The following is an 18,731-nucleotide window of genomic DNA, read 5'->3' on the forward strand; positions in this document are numbered from 1 at the left end:
AGCTTGCTCGCGATGGACGTCAACGATAACGCGAACTGTCTGGATGACTGCGTTGTCTTGAAGTCCATCGCGAGCAGAGCTCGCTCCTACAGGGAATGTGGTTAACGGGACAGGTTCGCCACCTTGGCCCGCGCCGCGTGCAGTTTTTTGTAGCTGTCGATCAAGCGCAGGTGCCGGTCGAGGCCCTCCAGCTTCATGCTGGTCGGCGTCAGGCCGTAGAAGCGCACGCTGCCGTTGACCGAGCCAATCGCGGCATCCATCCGTTCGTTGCCGAACATCCGGCGGAAGTTGGCTTCGTAGTCAGCCAGTTCCAGATCCTCGTCCAGTTCCATCTCCAACACCGCGTTCACCGCCTGGTAAAACAAGCCGCGCTCGACCGTGTTGTCGTTGTACTGCAGGAACATTTCAACCGCTTCCTTCGCCTCTTCGTATTGCTGCAAGGCGAGCCAGATCAGCAGCTTCAACTCCAGGATGGTCAGCTGCCCCCAGGCAGTGTTGTCGTCGAATTCGATGCCGATCAGGGTGGTGATGTCGGTGTAGTCGTCCAGCTCGCTTTCCACCAGGCGCTCGACCAGCGCATTCAGCTCGGCTTCGTCCAGGCGATGCAGGTTGAGGATATCTTCGCGGAAGAACAGGGCCTTGTTGGTGTTGTCCCAGATCAGGTCCTCCACCGGATAGATTTCCGAGTAGTCCGGTACCAGGATGCGGCAGGCGGTTGCGCCGATATGCTCATACACCGCCATGTAGACTTCCTTGCCCATGCCTTCGAGGATGCCGAACAGGGTCGCGGCTTCCTCGGCGTTGGAGTTTTCGCCCTGGCCCGAGAAGTCCCATTCCACGAATTCGTAATCGGATTTGGAGCTGAAGAAGCGCCACGACACCACACCGCTGGAGTCGATGAAGTGCTCGACGAAGTTGTTCGGTTCGGTGACCGCATGACCTTCAAAGGTCGGCGGCGGCAAATCGTTCAGGCCTTCGAAGCTGCGGCCCTGGAGCAGTTCGGTGAGGCTGCGTTCCAGCGCCACTTCAAAGCTTGGGTGAGCGCCAAACGAGGCAAACACACCACCGGTACGCGGGTTCATCAGGGTGACGCACATCACCGGGAACTCACCACCCAGCGACGCATCCTTCACCAGCACCGGGAAGCCCTGCGCTTCCAATGCTTCGATACCGGCCAGAATCCCCGGGTATTTCGCCAGCACCTCCTGCGGCACGTCTGGCAGGGCGAATTCGCCTTCGATGATTTCCCGTTTGACCGCACGTTCGAAGATCTCGGACAGACATTGCACCTGGGCTTCAGCCAGGGTGTTGCCGGCGCTCATGCCGTTACTCAGGTACAGGTTTTCGATCAGGTTGGACGGGAAATAGACCACTTCGCCGTCCGACTGGCGCACGTACGGCAGCGAACAGATGCCGCGCGCTTCATTGCCGGAGTTGGTGTCGAACAGATGCGAGCCACGCAGTTCGCCATCGCGGTTGTAGATTTTCAGGCAGTACGCGTCGAGGATTTCCGGTGGCAGCTCATCCTTGCGGCCCGGCTGGAACCAGCGCTCGTCCGGGTAATGCACGAACGGCGCGTTGGCGATGTCTTCGCCCCAGAACTGGTCGTTGTAGAAGAAGTTGCAGTTGAGCCGCTCGATAAACTCGCCCAATGCCGACGCGAGCGCGCTTTCCTTGGTCGCGCCCTTGCCATTGGTGAAACACATCGGCGAGTGCGCATCGCGGATATGCAGCGACCAGACATTGGGGACGATATTGCGCCACGAAGCGATTTCAATCTTCATGCCCAGGTCGGACAGAATCCCGGACATGTTGGCGATGGTTTGCTCCAGCGGCAGGTCCTTGCCGACGATGTAAGTGCTCGCGTCCGAAGCATGGCCCGGCATCAGCAACGCCTGGGCATCGGCATCAAGGTTTTCCACTTCCTCGATCACGAACTCAGGCCCGGCCTGCACCACCTTCTTCACCGTGCAGCGGTCGATGGAACGCAAAATGCCCTGGCGGTCCTTGTCGGAGATGTCCGCCGGCAATTCGACCTGGATCTTGAAAATCTGGTTGTAGCGGTTTTCCGGGTCAACGATGTTGTTCTGCGACAGGCGGATGTTATCCGTGGGGATGTTGCGCGTTTCGCAGTACAACTTCACGAAGTAAGCCGCACACAACGCCGACGAAGCCAGGAAATAGTCGAACGGTCCCGGTGCCGAGCCATCGCCCTTGTAGCGGATAGGCTGGTCGGCGATGACCGTGAAGTCGTCGAACTTGGCTTCAAGTCGAAGGTTGTCGAGAAAATTGACCTTGATTTCCATGCGGGATTACCAGAATAACGAGCTAAACGTGGCCGCCATTATCCGGGTTTTGCGCGGGATGTATTGTGCTTTCAGTGAGAATGCGACGGAGTCGGTACACATTCCCTTTGTAGGTGTGATCCTATTCACCCAATCACTCTGGCATACACCGCCCGGTCAACGTTCCCGCCGGACAGAATCACTCCCACTTTTTTGCGGGCCATGGCCTCACGCTCCTGCATGAGCGCAGCCAGGGCCGCGGCCCCCGCGCCTTCGGCGAGGTTGTGGGTGTCGGTGTAATACACACGCATGGCTTCGGCGATCTGCGCCTCACTGACCGAGACGATGCGCTGTGCACCTTGCGCGTAGACGGCGAAGGCTTCTGCAATGGGCCTGCGCACGGCAAGGCCGTCAGCAAAGGTGTTGGCCGAGGCGGTTTCGCGTATTTCTCCAGCGTCGAACGACAACTTGGCGGCCTCGGCTTCAGTAGACACCACGCCCACGACCCGGGTCTTCAGGCCCAGTGCATCGCGGGCGGCGATCACTGCGCAAATGCCGGACCCGCAACCAATCGGCACGTAGACGGTATCCAGATCCGGCGCGGCCTTGAACAGCTCCAGCGCATAGGTGGCCACGCCTTTGACCAACTCGGCATGGAATGGCGGAACCAGATACAGGCCATGTTCATGCGCCAGGCGTGCAGCTTCTTCGCGGGCCTCGTCGAAATCGCGACCGTATTCGACCACTTCGCCGCCAAAGGCGCGCATCGCCTTGTTCTTTTCTATCGAGTTGCCTTCAGGCACCACAATCAACGCCTTCAAACCGACTGCGCCGGCCGCCAGTGCCAGGCTCTGCCCATGGTTGCCACGGGTCGCGCTGACGATTCCCTTGATGTCCGGGTGCGCATGCTTGAGCCAGTGCATGAAGGTAATGCCACCGCGCACCTTGAAGGCACCGGTGGGCGTGTGATTTTCGTGTTTGACCCAAACCGTGCACCCCAACCGCTCGGCCAGCAGGGGCCAAGCGTATTGGGCGGTGGCCGGCATGACCTGGTACACGTGGCGAGCGGCTTGTTCGATATCGTCGAGGGTCAGTCTGTGCATGGGTCGTTCTCCCTGGGGTGTTGCCCAGTCTAGACATGAGCGCATCGCGCAGACTTTCAAAAAACTGACCTGACTTTTGCGTCCCGGTTTCACTACTATGGTGCCCATGAGCCATCGAAACCGCCGCCTGCTGCCGCTGCCCGCCGAACCGGTCCGTCGTATCGAGGCCGGCCCCTGGGCGATCGAATTGCTACCCGGCGCCGCCTACGCGACCCGCTATGTCGCGCCCCAGTCGGCAATCGGCTTTGCCGTCGACAGCCAGCGGGGCCTGCACGCCATCGGCAGCGACCGGGTGCAACCCTTCGAGGCGCTGCCCAACGGTTTGGCATTCGTCCCCGCCGGTTGTGACGTGTTGTCCGAGTCGTCCCAGGGCGGTGAATACCTGCGGATGATGCGCACCGACGGTATGGCGCTGAAGGGAGAGCGTGCCTTCAACAATCGCATCGATCCGCAGGCCATTACCCTCGCACTGCGCATGCGCGCCGCATTGCTGCGGCCCTCGGTGGAGGACGATTGGGAGGGCTGGGCCCTGGCGCTGGCGCAACGGACGCAGGTTGACCAGGCGTTGCCGCCTGCGCCCCTGGGTTCGATCACCGGCAGCCGGATGCGCCTGCTTGATGAGTTCATCGACGCTGGCCTCGATGGGGCGCTAGGTGTGAAGGTCATGGCGGATTTGCTGGGGTTGTCCGAAGGTTATTTCATGCGTGCCTTCAAGCAAGCGACCGGCCAGAGCCCGCACAGTTACGTCATCGATCGACGCCTCGCCAGGGCCCGGGCCCTGATGCGCGACTCTGCCGCCGGACTGGCCGACATCGCCCTTGCCTGCGGTTTCAACTCCCAGGCGCACATGGCGACTGCCTTCAAGCAACGGCTTGGCATCAGCCCAGTGCAGTTGCGCAGGTGCCTGACGTTCTGAAAAACGCTGGCGCGAATCCTGCTTCGTTCAGTGGCAAAACGTCGGTACTGACTATGTGGATGACACTTTTGAAGTGAGCCGCATCGGTGGCTACCCCGATAATCGAACGCTCATTGACGAATGGCCGAGGTCAAGCATGACGAACACCCCTGCGCAACAGGTCAGCCCACAAACCCTGAGGAAAGTGATTGTCGCCGCCGGCATCGGTAATTTCGTCGAGTGGTTCGACTTCGCCGTCTACGGTTTCCTGGCCACCACCATCGCCCAGCAGTTTTTCCCCAGCGGTGATGCCAATGCCGCGTTGCTCAAGACCTTTGCGGTGTTCGCCGTGGCCTTTGCGTTTCGGCCCCTGGGCGGGATTTTCTTCGGCATGCTGGGCGACAAGATCGGCCGCAAGCGCACCCTGGCGGCGACGATTCTGCTGATGGCTGCGGCTACGACCTTGATCGGGCTGTTGCCCACCTATGCCGCAATCGGGGTCGCTGCGCCGATCTTGCTGTCACTGATCCGTTGCGCCCAGGGCTTTTCCGCCGGGGGCGAATACGCCGGTGCCTGCGCCTACCTGATGGAGCACGCACCGAACGACAAACGCGCCTGGTATGGCAGCTTCATACCGGTGTCGACCTTTGCCGCCTTCGCCTCGGCCGCGGTGCTGGCCTATGCGCTGGAATCCTCCTTGTCCGCCGAGGCGATGGCCAGTTGGGGATGGCGTCTGCCGTTCCTGGTGGCGGCACCTTTGGGTCTTGTCGGTCTTTACCTGCGCTGGAAGCTGGACGAGACGCCAGCGTTCCAGGCGGTGACCCAGGAAAGCGACGTTGCCCATTCCCCGCTCAAGGAAACCCTGCGCAACCACGGTGCAGCGATGTGCTGCCTGGGCGCTTTCGTGTCACTCACGGCGTTGTCGTTTTACATGTTCACCACCTACTTCACGACCTACCTGCAAGTCGCCGGTGGCCTGAGCCGCGCCACCGCATTGCTGGTGTCGCTGATTGCCCTGATGTTCGCGGCGCTGGTCTGCCCGCTTGCCGGACTGTACTCGGACCGGGTCGGACGTCGTAAAACGGTGATGAGCGCCTGCGCCTTGCTGATCGTGGTGGTGTATCCGTCGTTCCTGATGGCCAGCTCCGGCTCGTTCGCCGCCTCCGTCGCAGGCGTGATGTTGCTGGCCACGGGCGCGGTGCTGTGCAACGTGGTCACCGCGGCCTTGCTCTCGGAAACCTTCCCGACCCGCACCCGCTACACCGCGTCGGCCGTGACCTACAACATGGCCTACACCCTGTTTGGCGGCACCGCGCCGCTGATGGCGACCTGGCTGATCAGCACCACCGGCAGCAACCTCTCGCCGGCGTTCTACCTGATGCTGGTGGCCCTGCTGGGACTGGCGGGTGGTTTGGCCTTGCACGAGACGTCGCGGATTTCGCTGCATGACGTGGCCACGCAGGAGAAAGGCGCCGGGAAGGCTATCGAGGCCTGAAGGCCCCGGGATTGCTTTTCTGTGGGAGCGAGCCTGCTCGCGAAGAGGGCGGCACATTCAACATCAGTGCTGAATGAACTAACGCTTTCGCGAGCAGGCTCGCTCCCACATTTGATCTCGATCGCACGCACATTTTTTGTTCAACACAGCCTCCCACAATAAACCGCGTAGGTGATTGAAAAAAAACAAAATCCCCATGTGCTCCATTCGTTCCTCCATACGTCGCAGTTCTTCACTGCCTGTTCCTGTACGTCTGGAGTTCTCCCAATGCCCTCGCCCACATCCCTGCCCGCCGCGTTGCTGGGTCTGGCCCTTGCTTGTCCGGCCATCGCCTGTGCCCAGGGCCTGGAACTGGGGCAAGTGCTGATCGGCGCTGAGGACCCCGGCGGCGAAGACCAGTCGGTCGAGGACGCCGAGGCCCGGTTGGCCGAAGTACCCGGTGGCACCAACGTCGTGGACATGCGTCGCCCGTTGCAGGGTCGCGTGGCAAGTAATCAGGATGTACTGGCCTATCAGCCGGGGGTTTATGCCCAGTCCGCGGGCAATGAAGGGGTGAAGATTTCGATTCGTGGATCGGGGATCAACCGGGCACCGGGCGCCCATGCCTCGGGGCTGTACACGATGCTCGACGGCCTGCCGCTGACCGGCCCCGGCGGCACGCCCTATGAATTGCTCGAACCGCTGTGGCTCGACCACGTGGAAGTGCTGCGCGGCGCCAACGGTATCGACCGGGGTGCCCTGGCCCTGGGCGGGGCCATCGATTACGTCAGCCACACCGGCTACAACGCCCCCAAGTTGCAAGTACGCTACGCGACGGGCAGCCACGGTTATCAGCAACGCCAGGTCAGTTCCGGGCAGGTGCTGGGCGACTTCGACTACTACATGGCGGTGACCGACGCGCAGTCCGACGGTTATCAGGATCACACGGCCAGCGAGAGCCAGGGCGTCATCGCCAACTTCGGTTATCGCTTCAACCCGAACCTGGAAACGCGCTTTTACCTGCGCTACCGCGAGACCGACAACGACCTCGCCGGGCGCGTCACCAAGCATTCCATCGAACACGACCCGCGAGCGGCCAACCCGGCCTACGTATCGCGCGACGACAGCCGCAAGCAGCCCGGCAGCACCTTTATCGGTAACAAGACGACGTTCTATCTGGATGACGACTCGAGCATTCAGACCGGCCTTGTCTACCACGACTATCCAATGGATCTGCGCGAGGGCCCCAACCGCTTGAAGGTGGCGTACACCGATGTCAGCGGCACCTTCGACTACCATCGGCGCGATACGCTGTGGGGCATGGAAAGCCAGAGCACCGTAGGCCTGCGCGTGACCAAGCACTTGCCCAACGACGGCGCCAGCGAGTTGGTGCGTATTCCCACCGGCAATACTGCCGGGTACGCGCCGGGCACCCACATGCGCAACTTCACCTATCAGGGTTCCGACACGGTCCTGCATGCGGGCAACGACCTGGAGATCGCCGAGGACCTGTGGCTGACCACCGGCCTGGCCGCCATCTATACCCGACGCGAAAGCGCGGTGACTTTCCCGGACGGGGGCGGCAAGACCAGCATGGGCGATTGGGATTACGCGCCGCGCCTGGGGCTGCGCTATCAAGTGACCCCCGATCTGCAGCTGTTCGGCAATCTCAGTCGCTCGGTCGAGGCACCGCATCCGTGGTCGCTGATCTACAGCGCCAATCAGCGCTTCCCGGCGGGCAGCGGCCCGGCCACCGGCACCCAGCGTGACCCGATTGAATTGCAAAACCAGACCGCTACCACGCTGGAACTGGGAGGACGCGGCGACAGCACGATGGGCCAATGGACGCTCGCCTGGTACTACGCCCAGGTGCGCCACGAACTGCTCTCGGTGTTGCCGGACGCCAACGCCACCACGCCCTACGAACTCAACGCCAGCCCCACTGTGCACCAGGGCGTGGAAGCCAGCCTGCAAAGCAACCTGTGGTCACGGGACGATGGCGGCCAGTTGAGCCTGCGCCAGAGCTATACCTTCAGTGACTTCCACTACCGCGACGACGATCGCTTCGGCGACAACCGCCTGCCAGGCCTGCCGATGCACTACTACCAGGGTGAATTGCGCTACGACTGGCCCCAGGGTTTCTTCGCTGCGCTCAACACCCAGCTGGTATCCAAGGTCGCGGTGGACTACGCCAACAGCTACTACGCCGATCCCTACGCGCTATTCGGCGCGACCCTGGGCTACAACGCGCCCAAGGGCGACTGGCAGACCTGGGTGGATATGCGCAACCTGACGGACAAGCACTACGCCGCCACCGTCACGCCGGGCTACGACGACAAAGGGCTGGACGCGGCACGATCGACGCCGGGTGAAGGTTTTGGGGTGTATGTAGGGGTGTCGTGGAGTTTGCTCTGAGTGCCTGATGGATTCAGGCACTGCATGGCTGTCGCGGATCAGTCGTCGTTGTCGTCGCGGTCGCGGTAACGGCGGTGATCTCGATCATAGTCGCTACGATCATAGCCACGACGATCGTATCGGCGGCCATAACCTTGATCATCGTCATCCCCCTGGTCGTAACCACGCCGATGATCATGGTCGTAATAGCGGCCGTACCGCTCTCCATCGTCCCAGTGAGGACCGCAGCCTCCTAACAACAAGGTAGTGAAAATGGCCAGGATCATGAGGACTGCGCGATTCATGGTAACGCCCTAAACGTGGGAGGTATTAAAGGGTTATGGCTGCTCGGGATAACGTTCAGCTATAACTATGACCGCTATGTAACTTAATGATTCCGCTGGCAAAGCACTCTATGGAGGTCACTGGGTCGCCTGGCTGACGCACGGTCGCGCTCGTAGCTTTCGTTTATGCACGGGCTCTACTACGTTGGTGACTGGATCGCTTTCCAACACAGGAGCCTGCACATGTCCAGAATCCTCTTTTTGATGTTGGCCGGCCTGGCCCTGTGCACCAGCCTGGCCATGGCAGACAGTCTCAAGATCGGCGTGATCGGCGCCGGCAAGGTCGGCGGCACGCTGGGCACGCTATGGGCCAAGACCGGGCATTCGGTGATGTTCTCTTCACGCCACCCCGAGGAACTGAAAGGTCTGGTCGAGACCGCCGGCCCCAACGCCCGGGCGGGCTCGGTCAGCGACGCCGCGGACTGGGGCGATGTGATCGTGTTGAGCGTGCCCTACGGCGCCATGCCGGTGCTGTCCGACCAGCTCAAGGGCAAGCTCGACGGCAAGGTGGTGTTCAGCACCAGCAACCCCTTCAGCGGCCGAGACGGCGACATCGGGCGCAAGGCGCTGGAGCTGGGCGTCGCCTCGGCGGACCAGCAGTATTTTCCCGGGATACACCTGGCGCGAGGGTTCAACGCCATCGGTTTCGCCTCAATGAAAGACCTGTCTGGCCAGGGCAAGGCGATTCCGGTGTTCGCCGACGACGCCCAAGCCCGGGAGCTGGGCGCCCGCCTGGTGCGCGACGCCGGATTCGTGCCTGTGCTCTTGCCGTTGGCGCGTGCCAATGAAGGCCTGCCGGGCGGCCCGCTCAGCGGTGCCTGGAGCGAGGATGAGCTCAAGCGCAAGCTGGGGCTTTAACGGATAGCGCCAAACACAGCCTTGGCAAAGTCCATGAAGCTTCGAAGCTTGGGCGTCAAACGGCGGTCAGGGGCGTACAACAGGTTCATCGGCGACACCGGCACGGTGTAATCCGGCAGAAGGCTCACCAGGGTTCCGCTTCGCAGCGCATCCCTGACCAGTTCCGACGGCAGCAGCACCACACCCAGTCCCGCCACCGCGGCGGCCAGCAATGGATCGCCCTGATTAATCGTCAAACGGCTTTTAATCGGCACATCGATAATGCCCTGCGGCCCTTCGAGCCGGATGTGCGAGCGCCCGTCCGAATAGGCAAACGCCAGGCATTCATGCTCCTGAAGGTCCCACGGCGTGGTGATGGGCGGCCGCCGCGCCAGATAGGCCGGCGCCGCGCAGAGCACCATCTGGTAAGGCGTCAGGGGCAAGGCTTTCAGACCGCTGTCCGATAGCTCGCCTATCCGAAACACCACGTCATAGCCCCCCTCCACCAGATCGACCAGTTCGTTGGATAAGGTCAAATCCACGGACACCTGCGGATACCTGACCATGTACTCCAGCAAGCGCGGCGATAGCGTGGTCACGCCAAAGGTGACCGGGGCATTGATCCGCAGGCGACCGCTGGGAACGCCCCGAGTCACGGCGGCCATTTCTTCGGCGGCGTCCATATCGGCCAGAATCAGCTTGGCCCGCTGGTAGAAGGTGCGGCCAAAATCGGTGAGGCTTTGCTTGCGGGTGGTTCGATTGAGCAGGGACACGCCCAAATGCTGCTCCAGCATTTTGACCTGTTTGCCCACCAGTTGCGGAGACAGATTGAGCTCATCCGCCACCGCGCTGAAGGAGCCCATCTCCACTGCTTTGACGAAGGTGGCCATCAAGGTAAGGCGATCCATTGGAAACCCTATGTTTCTAGTGTTGCGCCATCGTAGGCCTTTATCCGACACGGACCAACGCCTAAATTGACGGCCATGTCAGCGACGCACACGAGCCCATCGGGCGCAATCGGGACTAGGCTTTCACCGGGTTTCAGGTCGGCAAACACCGACCTCATTAATGTCAGAAGAGGTCAACATGGCACGCATTGTCAGGATTCACGAATACGGCGACGCAAGCGTTTTGAAACTGGAGGCGGTGGATGTGCCTGCGCCAGCGCCGGACGAAGTGCAAATTGAAGTCAGGGCCATTGGCTTGAATCGGGCGGAAGTCATGTTCCGCAACCACGCCTACCTGCAGGAAGCGCAATTCCCCAGTCGCCTGGGCTATGAAGCGGCCGGTGTCGTGGTCGCCGTCGGTGCCGACGTCAGCGACTTCAAGGCCGGCGATGCGGTCAGCGTAATTCCGCCACTGGACATCGCGCGCTGGGGCACTTACGGCGAACTGGCGAACGTCCCCGCTCACCTCACCGTCAAGCACCCGCACAACCTGTCCTTCGAACAGGCCGCGGCGTCCTGGATGCAATACGTCACTGCCTGGGGCGCCCTGGTCGAACAGGCCAAACTGCAGAAGGATGAATTTGTACTGGTCACCGCCGCTTCCAGCAGCGTCGGCCTGGCCGCCTTCCAGATCGCCAAAATGGTCGGCGCCACCGCGATTGCCGTCACCCGTACCCGCGCTAAAAAACAGGCACTGTTGGACGCCGGTGCGGCCCATGTCATCGTCAGCGATGAAGAGGACCTGGTCGAAGCGGTCATGGCATTGACCGACGGCAAGGGTGCTCGCGTGGTATTCGATCCGGTGGGCGGCCCGTCCTTCGAACCGCTCACCCAGAGCATGGCCCGGGGTGGCATTCTGCTGGAGTACGGAGCCTTAAGCCCCGAACCCACGCCGTTCCCGCTGTTCACCGTGCTGGGCAAAAGCCTGACCCTCAAGGGCTACCTCTACTCGGAAATCGTCTCGGACCCGGCCACCCTCGCCCGGGCCAAAACCTTCATCCTCGACGGCCTGGCCTCGGGTGCGCTTTCGCCGATCATCGCCAGAACGTTCACGCTTGACGAGATTCAGGAGGCACACCGGTTTCTGGAGGCTAACCAGCAGGTTGGGAAGGTTGTGGTGACGGTTTAAGCATTTGCACCGGGATTCACGCAATCCCCTGTAGGAGCTGCCGAAGGCTGCGATCTTTTGATCTTGCCTTTAAAAGATCGCAGCCTCGTTGCACTCGACAGCTCCTACAGAGCGCCTACAGGTTTTCTGCATCAGGCGGATCAATCTGATCCAACATCCGATTGGCCGTGAATTCAATTGCGGACAAACGCCCGCAGATCGCTACTCAATTTCTCAATAGCGTCTTTAAAGTCTTTGGTGGTGATTCGCTGGCTCTCGTTCTCCAGCTGGCTTCCGAACAGCTTGCGCACCACTTTGACCATTGTCTGGTTGGTTTTCGCATCAATGAACTCGGCTTCGATAAACAGATTGGTGTCTTGATCCCGGTAACCTGTAGCGGCCTGTGTCGCGCCTACAACGGCCGCGATCGGCATCACTTCATACCACTTCATGCCCTCGTTCGAAGCGCTGACGCCCGTGATGGCCGCACGCAGGATCAGAGGGCGTGACCCGGCCCGTGCTGCGCCCGCGTTAGACACCCGCTGGTACTTCTGGCCCAGCGCGAGCTTGGCCTTTCTGGACATGAAGTCCTGCAATTCGGCCAGTGTCTGCCGATTGACCCGCTCATCGGGTTTTGGCGCGGGATAAAACTCCAGTGTTCTGAACGCTATGGTGTCGTACGCGTTGGGATTCCACGACGGGCTTACCCAGCGCAGTGCCTTCTCACCCGAGGCAGTGGTCACTTCCTCCAGGTTGTTGTAGTCGGACAGGAAACCGGAGTACTGCTCGCGCTCAGTGACCTGGGAGGTGCAGCCGCCGAGAAGCAGGCTGGTCAGTGCGACGCCGACAAACAGTTTACGGGCCGAGGTCATAGTGGGTGTCCCCTTTTTGTTAGCGCGAGGTTTTGATTTTCATGACCTCGGTGTAAATGGCGTTGATCGTCTGTCCCACCTGGAGTTTCTTCATACGGGCCTGAAGCTTGGGGTCCTCTACCTTCAGGACGGTCAGCTCGCCCTCTGGAGGTAGCAAGGTCACTTCATGCTTTTTCAAGTCAATGCGAGTGATCTTTGACGTGACCTTGACCCTGCGAACCGCCTCGCCGCCCGGATCAGGATTGTCCTGTGTGGCACGGACAGTCATTGATTCACTGCTTACCCCTGGTGCAGCGTCGACATTCGTGTCAAGTACATAGGCCACTGAGCGAACAACGTGGATATCGACCTTGTCGCCCACCTTCAGGTTGTCCAGAGCCTTGGCTTTTTCCGTGAGCTGTATGGATACCGGGCTTTTATTGGCGTCCTCGATGGTGACTTGATGATTTCCCGGATCAACGGCCAGCACCCGCGTAATGATGTGACTTTCCATGGAATGGCTACCTAGTGGCACCTCGGCTGCATCCGCCGTGAAGCCGATAGCGGCCATGATTGAGGCAAGGGCAACAACGACAAGGGAGGGAGTCGGTTTCATGGGCCTGTCTTTCTGGTATTGGCGGGTAGATCAACGCTATGGATCACAGGTCGGAGCGGTTTGCGCATTAGGTCAAAGCATAGTCATTGATTGCCCAGACGCCCGGTCACCGTGTCGACGAAGTTGTTCTCCGTCTTCATCAGGTCTTCGATCAGCAGGTTGGAGTTGAACTGGATGTCCTCGCCTTGAATGCATTTGGCAGTTTTTGGGTCGATTGCAGCTGGACGCATAAAGGGGACCGTAAAGGGACATCATCGACAGGCTCACCGGATGCACCCTCGGACGCGAGCAATGGACATCGCTTGGATGAATGGCAGTTCCATAATCTGCGGGACGCCTGGAAATCAGCTGTACTTAAAATCCGACATCGAGTTCCTGGAGATCAGATTATGAAAACGCACAGGACGTTTGGCTGGATGGCCATGATTTTTCTTCTGGTGGCGAACGGGGCATCCTGGGCGGCCACCGAACGAGCCGAGAAACGCCGTGCCGCGCGCGATGTCAGGCAGGAAACGCGCCAGGATGCACGTGAGACGAAACAGGATTGTCGAGCGGCCGATGTCCAGAGCAATCCCCGTTGTCGGCAGGATAAGCGGCAAACGAAGCAGGAAGGACGTCAAAAAGCCAGGGATATCAAGTATTGAATGCGGGCATTCGAAAATTCACCCCCGCACCAAATAAGCCCCCGCCGGCACCCGATCCCTCAGCTTCTTGCACTTCCCTGGCTTAGGTTGATGCCCCGGCGGGCGATCGGGGAACCAGATTCGGCATTTACCCGGTGGCGGCCAATGACCGCGGGGAATCTCCACCTCATCGTAGACCGGGGCTGGCTGAACAGCAGCCATTGGCACGTTCCGTTCTGCCGGCGAGCTATCCATTGTGGGCTGGGCCGCTACCTGTGTCGCTGGTTCGAGAGTAAGGGCTCCCGTCTCACGCAGATTGCCTGCAGCGGCCCCTTCTGCTTCGCGGCGCTGTTTAACCTCTTCTTCCAGTCCCTGCTGTACCGCGGCCAGACGCTCGCCGGCGTTAGGCGGGTTGTTCGATGCCTGGGCGTTTTGCGCGGCCTGGATCAATTGCAGGTTGCGATTGCGCAGCGCGACGTTTTGACCGACCCGCATGTTCGAGCGCACCGCCAGGGTTTCAGCCTGCTGGTATTGCCCCTGCTGAAGACGCAACACGCCGAGGTAATGCAGGGTTGCGGGGTTGTTCGGCTGGATATGCAGGGCGCGCTCCAGGGTGGAGGCGGCCTGGTCCAGTTGGCCATTGGCATATAGCTGCGAGGCCGATTCAATCAGGGCGGTTGAGGCGTTGTTGCTGTGCGGGGTGGTTTTTCGTTCTGCCGCGAAAGAGCAATGCGACGCGGCGGCGTAGAACGCCACGAGGAAACCTAGAAGATAGCGCTTGGTTGGCATCGGGGACGGACTCGGCAGGTCTCTGGGCAGCACGGCCCTCCTACGCCGCTCGGCTGGAGTGAGTTGAAGGGGCCACTATCGACCGGACCGCCCCGTTGAAGTTCCGGGATGAGTGGCCTCGGCGCCACGGTAAGCGACGAAACGCCTGATCAGGTCGATTAATCCGGAGCCCCTTTAGCGCCCCACCAGCGAACTCGCCAGCAACGCCTCCAACCCCATCGGCCTGGCAAAGTAGTAACCCTGGGCCTGCCCTGCCCCCATTTCCCGCAGCAAGTCCAGCGTCGCGACGTCCTCGACACCTTCGGCGACCACATTCAAGTCCAGCGATTCGGCCATCCGCACGATCGCCCGGACGATGGCACGGCTGCGGGGGCTGCTGGTCAGTTCGAGGATGAACGACTTGTCGATCTTCAAGCCGCTGAAACGGTATTGGTGTACATAGCTCAGGGATGAAAAGCCTGCGCCAAAGTCGTCGAGCACCACGGACATGCCGTGATCCGCCAATTGCTGCATGGTTTGCCGGGCAATCGCCGGTTCGGCGACGAGCGCGCCTTCGGTCAATTCCAGGCAGATCCGCGACGGCGAGACCCGGTGCCGCGCCAACAAGGCCAGCACTTCACCCGCGAATTCCGGGCGCGCCATGCTGTAGCTGGAGCAATTGACGTGCACCGGCGGCCAGTTGGCGTGCTCGGGTTGCGCGAGGATCAATGCAATGCTGTTGAGCATGTAGAGATCCAGTCGGCCGATCAGCCGCAGGCCCTCGACATCCGGCAAAAACTCGCCCGGCGCGATTACCCGCCCACCCGGTTGATGCCAGCGGATCAGCGCTTCGAGGGCCACCAGTTCGCCGCTGTCGACGCTGACAATCGGCTGGAAATACGGCAACAGTTCGTCAGTGCGCTTGAGCGCGTTACGCAAGGCGCCTTCACGTTCAACCTGGTCCGAGACTTCCCGCCGCACTTCCTGGTTGAACACCGCGTAGCTGTCGCGCCCGGCACTCTTGACCCGGTACATCGCCGCATCGGCATCGCGCAGCAAGTCGGCGGGCTCGTGATGGAACTGGGTATCGGCGCTGACGATGCCGATGCTGCACGAGGAAAACACTTCATGGCCGTTGATGAAAAACGGCAAGTCGAAGGCCACCAGGATCCGCTCGGCGATTTCGATCAGCACTTCCAGCGTCGCTTCGGGCGCGAGCACCGAAAACTCATCGCCTCCCAGGCGCGCAAGCATGTCGGTTTCTCGCAGACAGCCACGTAAACGGTGGGCGGCCTGCATCAACAGCAGATCGCCAAAATGGTGGCCGAGGCTGTCATTGACCATCTTGAAACGGTCGAGATCGATGAACATCACCGCCAGGTGCCCGCCTTCGCTGCCGAACCGTGACCAGGCCTGGTGGAGGCGCTGTTGCAGGTAGGTACGATTCGGCAGTCCGGTCAGGGCATCGTGGGCGTTTTCGTGTTGCAGTTTGGCGTTGGCGTGATCGAGCTCACGGGTGCGGTCCTGCACCCGGGCTTCCAGCTTGAGGTTGGCGGCATGAATCGCCTCGGCGGCGGTGCGTCGCGACAAGGCGGTGTCGATGTGCCGCGACACGAATGTCAGCAGTTCCTGATCGCGCTGGGTGTAGCGCACCCGCGATGTATAGCTTTGCACCGCCAGTACACCACGCACCGCATCGCCCTCGAACAAGGGAATACCCAGCCAGGAATAAGACCGGAAATACTCCTCGGCGATTTCGATTTCACCCTGCGCAGACAATCGTTCTGCTTCGGCAACATCAATCAGGCAAGGTCGACGCTGACGGATAACGTACTCGGTCAGTCCCCGGCGCCCACGCCGTGCCGCCGGGCAGATCGTCTGCCGCTCATCAACGTAATACGGAAAGGTCACTTCAGTGGTCGCGTCATCGAACAGCGCGATGTAGAAGTTCTGCGCGAACAGCAAATCACCGACGATGCCGTGCAAGGATTGAAACAACTCAGCCATGTCGCCGGGCTGGCTCGACAGTTCGGCAATCTGGAACAGCACACTCTGCAGGTGTTCGGCGCGCTCACGGTCTGCCACTTCCTGCCTCAAGGCATCGTTGAGCGCCGACAGCTCCAGGGTGCGACGCATCACCGTTTCTTCCAGGTCCGCCCGGTGCAGAAGTCGATCCAGCGCCATCGCCACATGGCGGGCCACCACCAGAAACAGCGCACGGTCCTCGGCGCTGTAGGTACGAGAAACGTCGTAGACCTGCATCGCCAGCATGCCAAACACTTCGTCCGAGGCATTTTTCAACGGTGCGCCCATCCAGAACTCGGGGCGATCACCGATGCAGTGGAAACGGCCCTGGGCCTGGGCCGTGAGAATGCCGGCCGCGTCGATCAGCAATGGCTGGCCACTGGTCAACACCTGGCCGGTCAACGACAGGTGCGACGGGTCGAGGTATTCGTAGTGCGAGGACTCCACGGCATCAACATCGATGATGTCGACGTAGTACGGGTAGTCAATCTTGCCGGTGTGCGGGTCATACAGCGCGAGATAGAAGTTCTCGGCGTCGATCAGGCTGGCCAGCAGCCGGTGAACCCCCACCAGAAAAACTGAGCGGTCACGGGTCGAACTGGCCAGGTAGGTAATTTCATAGAGTACGCGCTGGGTAATCTGCGCACGGGCAAGGGTATTGGTCTGCACTTCGATGCCCAGGCGTAGGGCAAACTCGGCGAGCGCTGGCTGCGCGGCATCCTCGATTGGCGCGAGCAACCATCCCAGCACGCTCTCACCTTTGCCGGTCGGCCAGCGATGCAGATTCCGCGTCCGGCAAAAGGCTTCGAACTCTTCATTGGCGACGCTTGACGGCCACTGCGCCTGCGGGTCGCCCTGACCGACCCAATGCATCTGTTCACCGGCGCGATAAACCGCCCACGAAGTGGTATGGGCCCAACTGCGCGCCGAGTCCATCAACTGCTCGATTGTGTCCTGATTGCCAGCGTAGGCCATGCCAACGGTATCCAGGTTCCCTTTGGGTTGAGATGCGACAACGTCGCAATCGTTCGATTGCCGCGGAAAGTCGGTCAATGGACGAACACTCATTAGCACTCCCTGAGCCAAGAATGGCGATAGTCACTGACCTTTTTTATTTGCTAGCAATGTGCCAATGACGCTTCCGTTTAAAGCTTATCGCGGCTTTTTTCAATGGTTTTATGCTGGATGTGCGATTTGGATCGCATCCCGTGGGATGCCCCCCCCTACCTTCGGGGGTGCATTGCGTTCATGTGCAAGCCATCAAGTACGGCCCACGGAACCTGTCACCGGTAGATTGCCCAGCAACTTGAGCCCTGTGGTTTTCACGAACGTGTCGTAGTCCATCGGTCGCTCAACACGGGTTTCTGCGTTGGGTAATACATAAGCCCAGGCCCGCTTGGACGAAGCGTCGTAGACCAGCTTGAACAGGCGAGTCGGCACCCAGACCTTGTTGTCGCCGACGGTGGTGTGATCCGGGTCAAAGAGCGGGCCCGTGAAGACAAACACATTGCCGTTGGCCCGCTGGGCAAACTTTCTGACATCGGACTCGACCTTGCTCCAGACCTTGCGGTTATTGGTGGGGTCCTGCGGCACCATGTTCGACAGCGCGAAAGATTGGGCCATGGCATTGGGGTTCGGCGCATCGGCCGCCGGGGATTGATGACCCCGGTCCACTGCCGGATGCTGGCTACGGTAATCGCTCAACTCTGCCCGTCCACCTTTGGGGATGCGTGGGTCCGGATAGAACTGATTGGTGCGCTCTTCTCCTTTGGCGTCCTGCAACTGCGCTGCATTAAGGCGCTCTACCACCACCAGCGGCGTCTTGCTGGTTTGCGAGTACAACACCGCGAAGTTGTCGGAACACAGGGCCATGGGGTTCATGGTTGCCGGCACAGTGGCCAGGTTGATCGGCCTGGCGGCCGGGAACAGATCGGCACAGCCGTCGAACGAGGCCTGCTTCTGTTTGCTGGAATAGAGGTCCAACGCCGCGCTCTGGCTGATCGAGCCCGAGCGGGAAACGTGTTCCTGATGCTGGGTGGGCGGCTTGATGAGGTCCAGCAGGCTGCGGGCTTCTGCCCCGGCGGAAAGCAAAACAAGGGCCGACAGCCCGACTGCAATGTTGCGTAGGTGCATGCGTTAAATCTTCGAATGGGATTGAGAGGTAAACGTGGGGTGGGCCCCGATCAATGGAGCCATTTGGAGGCTGTTGCAGATTATGGGGCGGCGAGCATGCTTTCACTGTCCTTGGTCAAAAATACGGTCTCATTGACCGCCACAAGTCCCTTTAGTGCTATACCGCTGCTGCATTGCGTTCACCGCTGCGCGTCGAAAAAGAAAATCGACAGGTACAGGTAATGACCAGCCCTCGCTGCTGAAGACGAACCCGATCTCCGCGCAATGGTCACAACCAATGATGGCATCGCGACTGATGAACAGCCCCGTTTAGGCTTAACTCAAGTGC

General features: G+C 60.6%; 16 protein-coding genes. 6 read left to right on the forward strand and 10 right to left on the reverse strand.

Annotated features, from left to right (window positions below):
- Positions 1-101: 101 nt before the first annotated feature.
- A complete protein-coding gene (locus tag ACSFE6_RS18445; RefSeq protein ID WP_435428963.1) occupies positions 102-2,306 on the reverse strand; it encodes an OsmC domain/YcaO domain-containing protein in 2,205 nt (734 codons plus the stop codon).
- 125 nt (positions 2,307-2,431) lie between these two features.
- Complete coding sequence (locus tag ACSFE6_RS18450; RefSeq protein WP_435428964.1) at positions 2,432-3,388, reverse strand: threonine dehydratase; 957 nt, start codon at positions 3,386-3,388, stop codon at positions 2,432-2,434.
- 97 nt (positions 3,389-3,485) lie between these two features.
- On the opposite strand from ACSFE6_RS18450, the gene ACSFE6_RS18455 reads away from it, so the two are divergent.
- From ACSFE6_RS18455 to ACSFE6_RS18465, 3 genes are all read left to right on the forward strand, one after another.
- Positions 3,486-4,304, forward strand: coding sequence for a helix-turn-helix transcriptional regulator (locus ACSFE6_RS18455; RefSeq protein ID WP_435428965.1), 819 nt, complete (start codon positions 3,486-3,488; stop codon positions 4,302-4,304).
- Positions 4,305-4,440: 136 nt separating this feature from the next.
- Positions 4,441-5,778 (forward strand): MFS transporter, encoded by a 1,338-nt coding sequence (locus ACSFE6_RS18460; protein ID WP_435428966.1) that lies wholly within the window; start codon positions 4,441-4,443, stop codon positions 5,776-5,778.
- Between the two features lie 267 nt (positions 5,779-6,045).
- Entirely contained in the window at positions 6,046-8,172 is a 2,127-nt protein-coding gene (locus ACSFE6_RS18465; RefSeq protein WP_435428967.1) for a TonB-dependent receptor family protein, read from the forward strand.
- A gap of 38 nt (positions 8,173-8,210) precedes the next feature.
- On the opposite strand, the gene ACSFE6_RS18470 is transcribed toward ACSFE6_RS18465, so the two are convergent.
- Positions 8,211-8,456: a hypothetical protein gene (locus ACSFE6_RS18470; RefSeq protein ID WP_435428968.1), complete on the reverse strand. Its 246-nt coding sequence runs from the start codon at positions 8,454-8,456 to the stop codon at positions 8,211-8,213.
- Between the two features lie 222 nt (positions 8,457-8,678).
- On the opposite strand from ACSFE6_RS18470, the gene ACSFE6_RS18475 reads away from it, so the two are divergent.
- Complete coding sequence (locus ACSFE6_RS18475) at positions 8,679-9,353, forward strand: NADPH-dependent F420 reductase (RefSeq protein ID WP_435428969.1); 675 nt, start codon at positions 8,679-8,681, stop codon at positions 9,351-9,353.
- Here ACSFE6_RS18475 and ACSFE6_RS18480 read toward each other — a convergent pair.
- Positions 9,350-10,240, reverse strand: a complete 891-nt coding sequence (locus ACSFE6_RS18480; protein WP_435428970.1) for a LysR family transcriptional regulator — start codon at positions 10,238-10,240, stop codon at positions 9,350-9,352. The two genes, ACSFE6_RS18475 and ACSFE6_RS18480, sit on opposite strands and share 4 nt — an antisense overlap.
- A gap of 178 nt (positions 10,241-10,418) precedes the next feature.
- Between ACSFE6_RS18480 and ACSFE6_RS18485 the strand changes: the two genes are divergently transcribed.
- Complete coding sequence (locus ACSFE6_RS18485) at positions 10,419-11,408, forward strand: zinc-dependent alcohol dehydrogenase family protein (RefSeq protein WP_435428971.1); 990 nt, start codon at positions 10,419-10,421, stop codon at positions 11,406-11,408.
- 173 nt (positions 11,409-11,581) lie between these two features.
- Here ACSFE6_RS18485 and ACSFE6_RS18490 read toward each other — a convergent pair whose 3' ends face one another.
- The 3 genes from ACSFE6_RS18490 to ACSFE6_RS18500 all read right to left on the reverse strand — a co-directional run bounded on the left by ACSFE6_RS18490 (position 11,582) and on the right by ACSFE6_RS18500 (position 13,084).
- Positions 11,582-12,259: a DUF3313 domain-containing protein gene (locus ACSFE6_RS18490; RefSeq protein ID WP_435428972.1), complete on the reverse strand. Its 678-nt coding sequence runs from the start codon at positions 12,257-12,259 to the stop codon at positions 11,582-11,584.
- A 19-nt stretch (positions 12,260-12,278) separates the two neighbouring features.
- Positions 12,279-12,854, reverse strand: coding sequence for a hypothetical protein (locus tag ACSFE6_RS18495; protein ID WP_435428973.1), 576 nt, complete (start codon positions 12,852-12,854; stop codon positions 12,279-12,281).
- A gap of 83 nt (positions 12,855-12,937) precedes the next feature.
- The gene (locus tag ACSFE6_RS18500) at positions 12,938-13,084 is read right to left on the reverse strand and encodes a hypothetical protein (RefSeq protein ID WP_435428974.1); all 147 of its coding nucleotides are present in this window, start codon (positions 13,082-13,084) and stop codon (positions 12,938-12,940) included.
- A gap of 72 nt (positions 13,085-13,156) precedes the next feature.
- Between ACSFE6_RS18500 and ACSFE6_RS18505 the strand changes: the two genes are divergently transcribed.
- Positions 13,157-13,498, forward strand: coding sequence for a hypothetical protein (locus tag ACSFE6_RS18505; RefSeq protein WP_435428975.1), 342 nt, complete (start codon positions 13,157-13,159; stop codon positions 13,496-13,498).
- An 18-nt stretch (positions 13,499-13,516) separates the two neighbouring features.
- Here the strand turns inward: ACSFE6_RS18505 and ACSFE6_RS18510 are convergent, their stop codons facing one another.
- The 3 genes from ACSFE6_RS18510 to ACSFE6_RS18520 form a co-directional block, all read right to left on the reverse strand.
- Entirely contained in the window at positions 13,517-14,266 is a 750-nt protein-coding gene (locus ACSFE6_RS18510; RefSeq protein ID WP_435428990.1) for a tetratricopeptide repeat protein, read from the reverse strand.
- Positions 14,267-14,440: 174 nt separating this feature from the next.
- The gene (locus tag ACSFE6_RS18515) at positions 14,441-17,338 is read right to left on the reverse strand and encodes a sensor domain-containing phosphodiesterase (protein WP_435428976.1); all 2,898 of its coding nucleotides are present in this window, start codon (positions 17,336-17,338) and stop codon (positions 14,441-14,443) included.
- Positions 17,339-17,530: 192 nt separating this feature from the next.
- Positions 17,531-18,403 (reverse strand): DNA/RNA non-specific endonuclease, encoded by an 873-nt coding sequence (locus tag ACSFE6_RS18520; RefSeq protein WP_435428977.1) that lies wholly within the window; start codon positions 18,401-18,403, stop codon positions 17,531-17,533.
- Positions 18,404-18,731: the final 328 nt, after the last annotated feature.

Origin of the sequence: Pseudomonas baetica, from assembly GCF_051216495.1 — a bacterium.
GTDB lineage: Bacteria > Pseudomonadota > Gammaproteobacteria > Pseudomonadales > Pseudomonadaceae > Aquipseudomonas > Aquipseudomonas baetica_B.

Bases quoted from the DNA above. Each gene is read 5' to 3' on its own strand.
- ACSFE6_RS18510 (WP_435428990.1), bottom strand. From the start codon at position 14,266: ATGCCAACCAAGCGCTATCTTCTAGGTTTCCTCGTGGCGTTCTACGCC.
- ACSFE6_RS18495 (WP_435428973.1), bottom strand. From the start codon at position 12,854: ATGAAACCGACTCCCTCCCTTGTCGTTGTTGCCCTTGCCTCAATCATG.
- ACSFE6_RS18500 (WP_435428974.1), bottom strand. From the start codon at position 13,084: ATGCGTCCAGCTGCAATCGACCCAAAAACTGCCAAATGCATTCAAGGC.
- ACSFE6_RS18465 (WP_435428967.1), top strand. From the start codon at position 6,046: ATGCCCTCGCCCACATCCCTGCCCGCCGCGTTGCTGGGTCTGGCCCTT.
- ACSFE6_RS18515 (WP_435428976.1), bottom strand. From the start codon at position 17,338: ATGAGTGTTCGTCCATTGACCGACTTTCCGCGGCAATCGAACGATTGC.
- ACSFE6_RS18475 (WP_435428969.1), top strand. From the start codon at position 8,679: ATGTCCAGAATCCTCTTTTTGATGTTGGCCGGCCTGGCCCTGTGCACC.
- ACSFE6_RS18490 (WP_435428972.1), bottom strand. From the start codon at position 12,259: ATGACCTCGGCCCGTAAACTGTTTGTCGGCGTCGCACTGACCAGCCTG.
- ACSFE6_RS18455 (WP_435428965.1), top strand. From the start codon at position 3,486: ATGGTGCCCATGAGCCATCGAAACCGCCGCCTGCTGCCGCTGCCCGCC.
- ACSFE6_RS18520 (WP_435428977.1), bottom strand. From the start codon at position 18,403: ATGCACCTACGCAACATTGCAGTCGGGCTGTCGGCCCTTGTTTTGCTT.
- ACSFE6_RS18445 (WP_435428963.1), bottom strand. From the start codon at position 2,306: ATGGAAATCAAGGTCAATTTTCTCGACAACCTTCGACTTGAAGCCAAG.
- ACSFE6_RS18480 (WP_435428970.1), bottom strand. From the start codon at position 10,240: ATGGATCGCCTTACCTTGATGGCCACCTTCGTCAAAGCAGTGGAGATG.
- ACSFE6_RS18470 (WP_435428968.1), bottom strand. From the start codon at position 8,456: ATGAATCGCGCAGTCCTCATGATCCTGGCCATTTTCACTACCTTGTTG.
- ACSFE6_RS18460 (WP_435428966.1), top strand. From the start codon at position 4,441: ATGACGAACACCCCTGCGCAACAGGTCAGCCCACAAACCCTGAGGAAA.
- ACSFE6_RS18450 (WP_435428964.1), bottom strand. From the start codon at position 3,388: ATGCACAGACTGACCCTCGACGATATCGAACAAGCCGCTCGCCACGTG.
- ACSFE6_RS18485 (WP_435428971.1), top strand. From the start codon at position 10,419: ATGGCACGCATTGTCAGGATTCACGAATACGGCGACGCAAGCGTTTTG.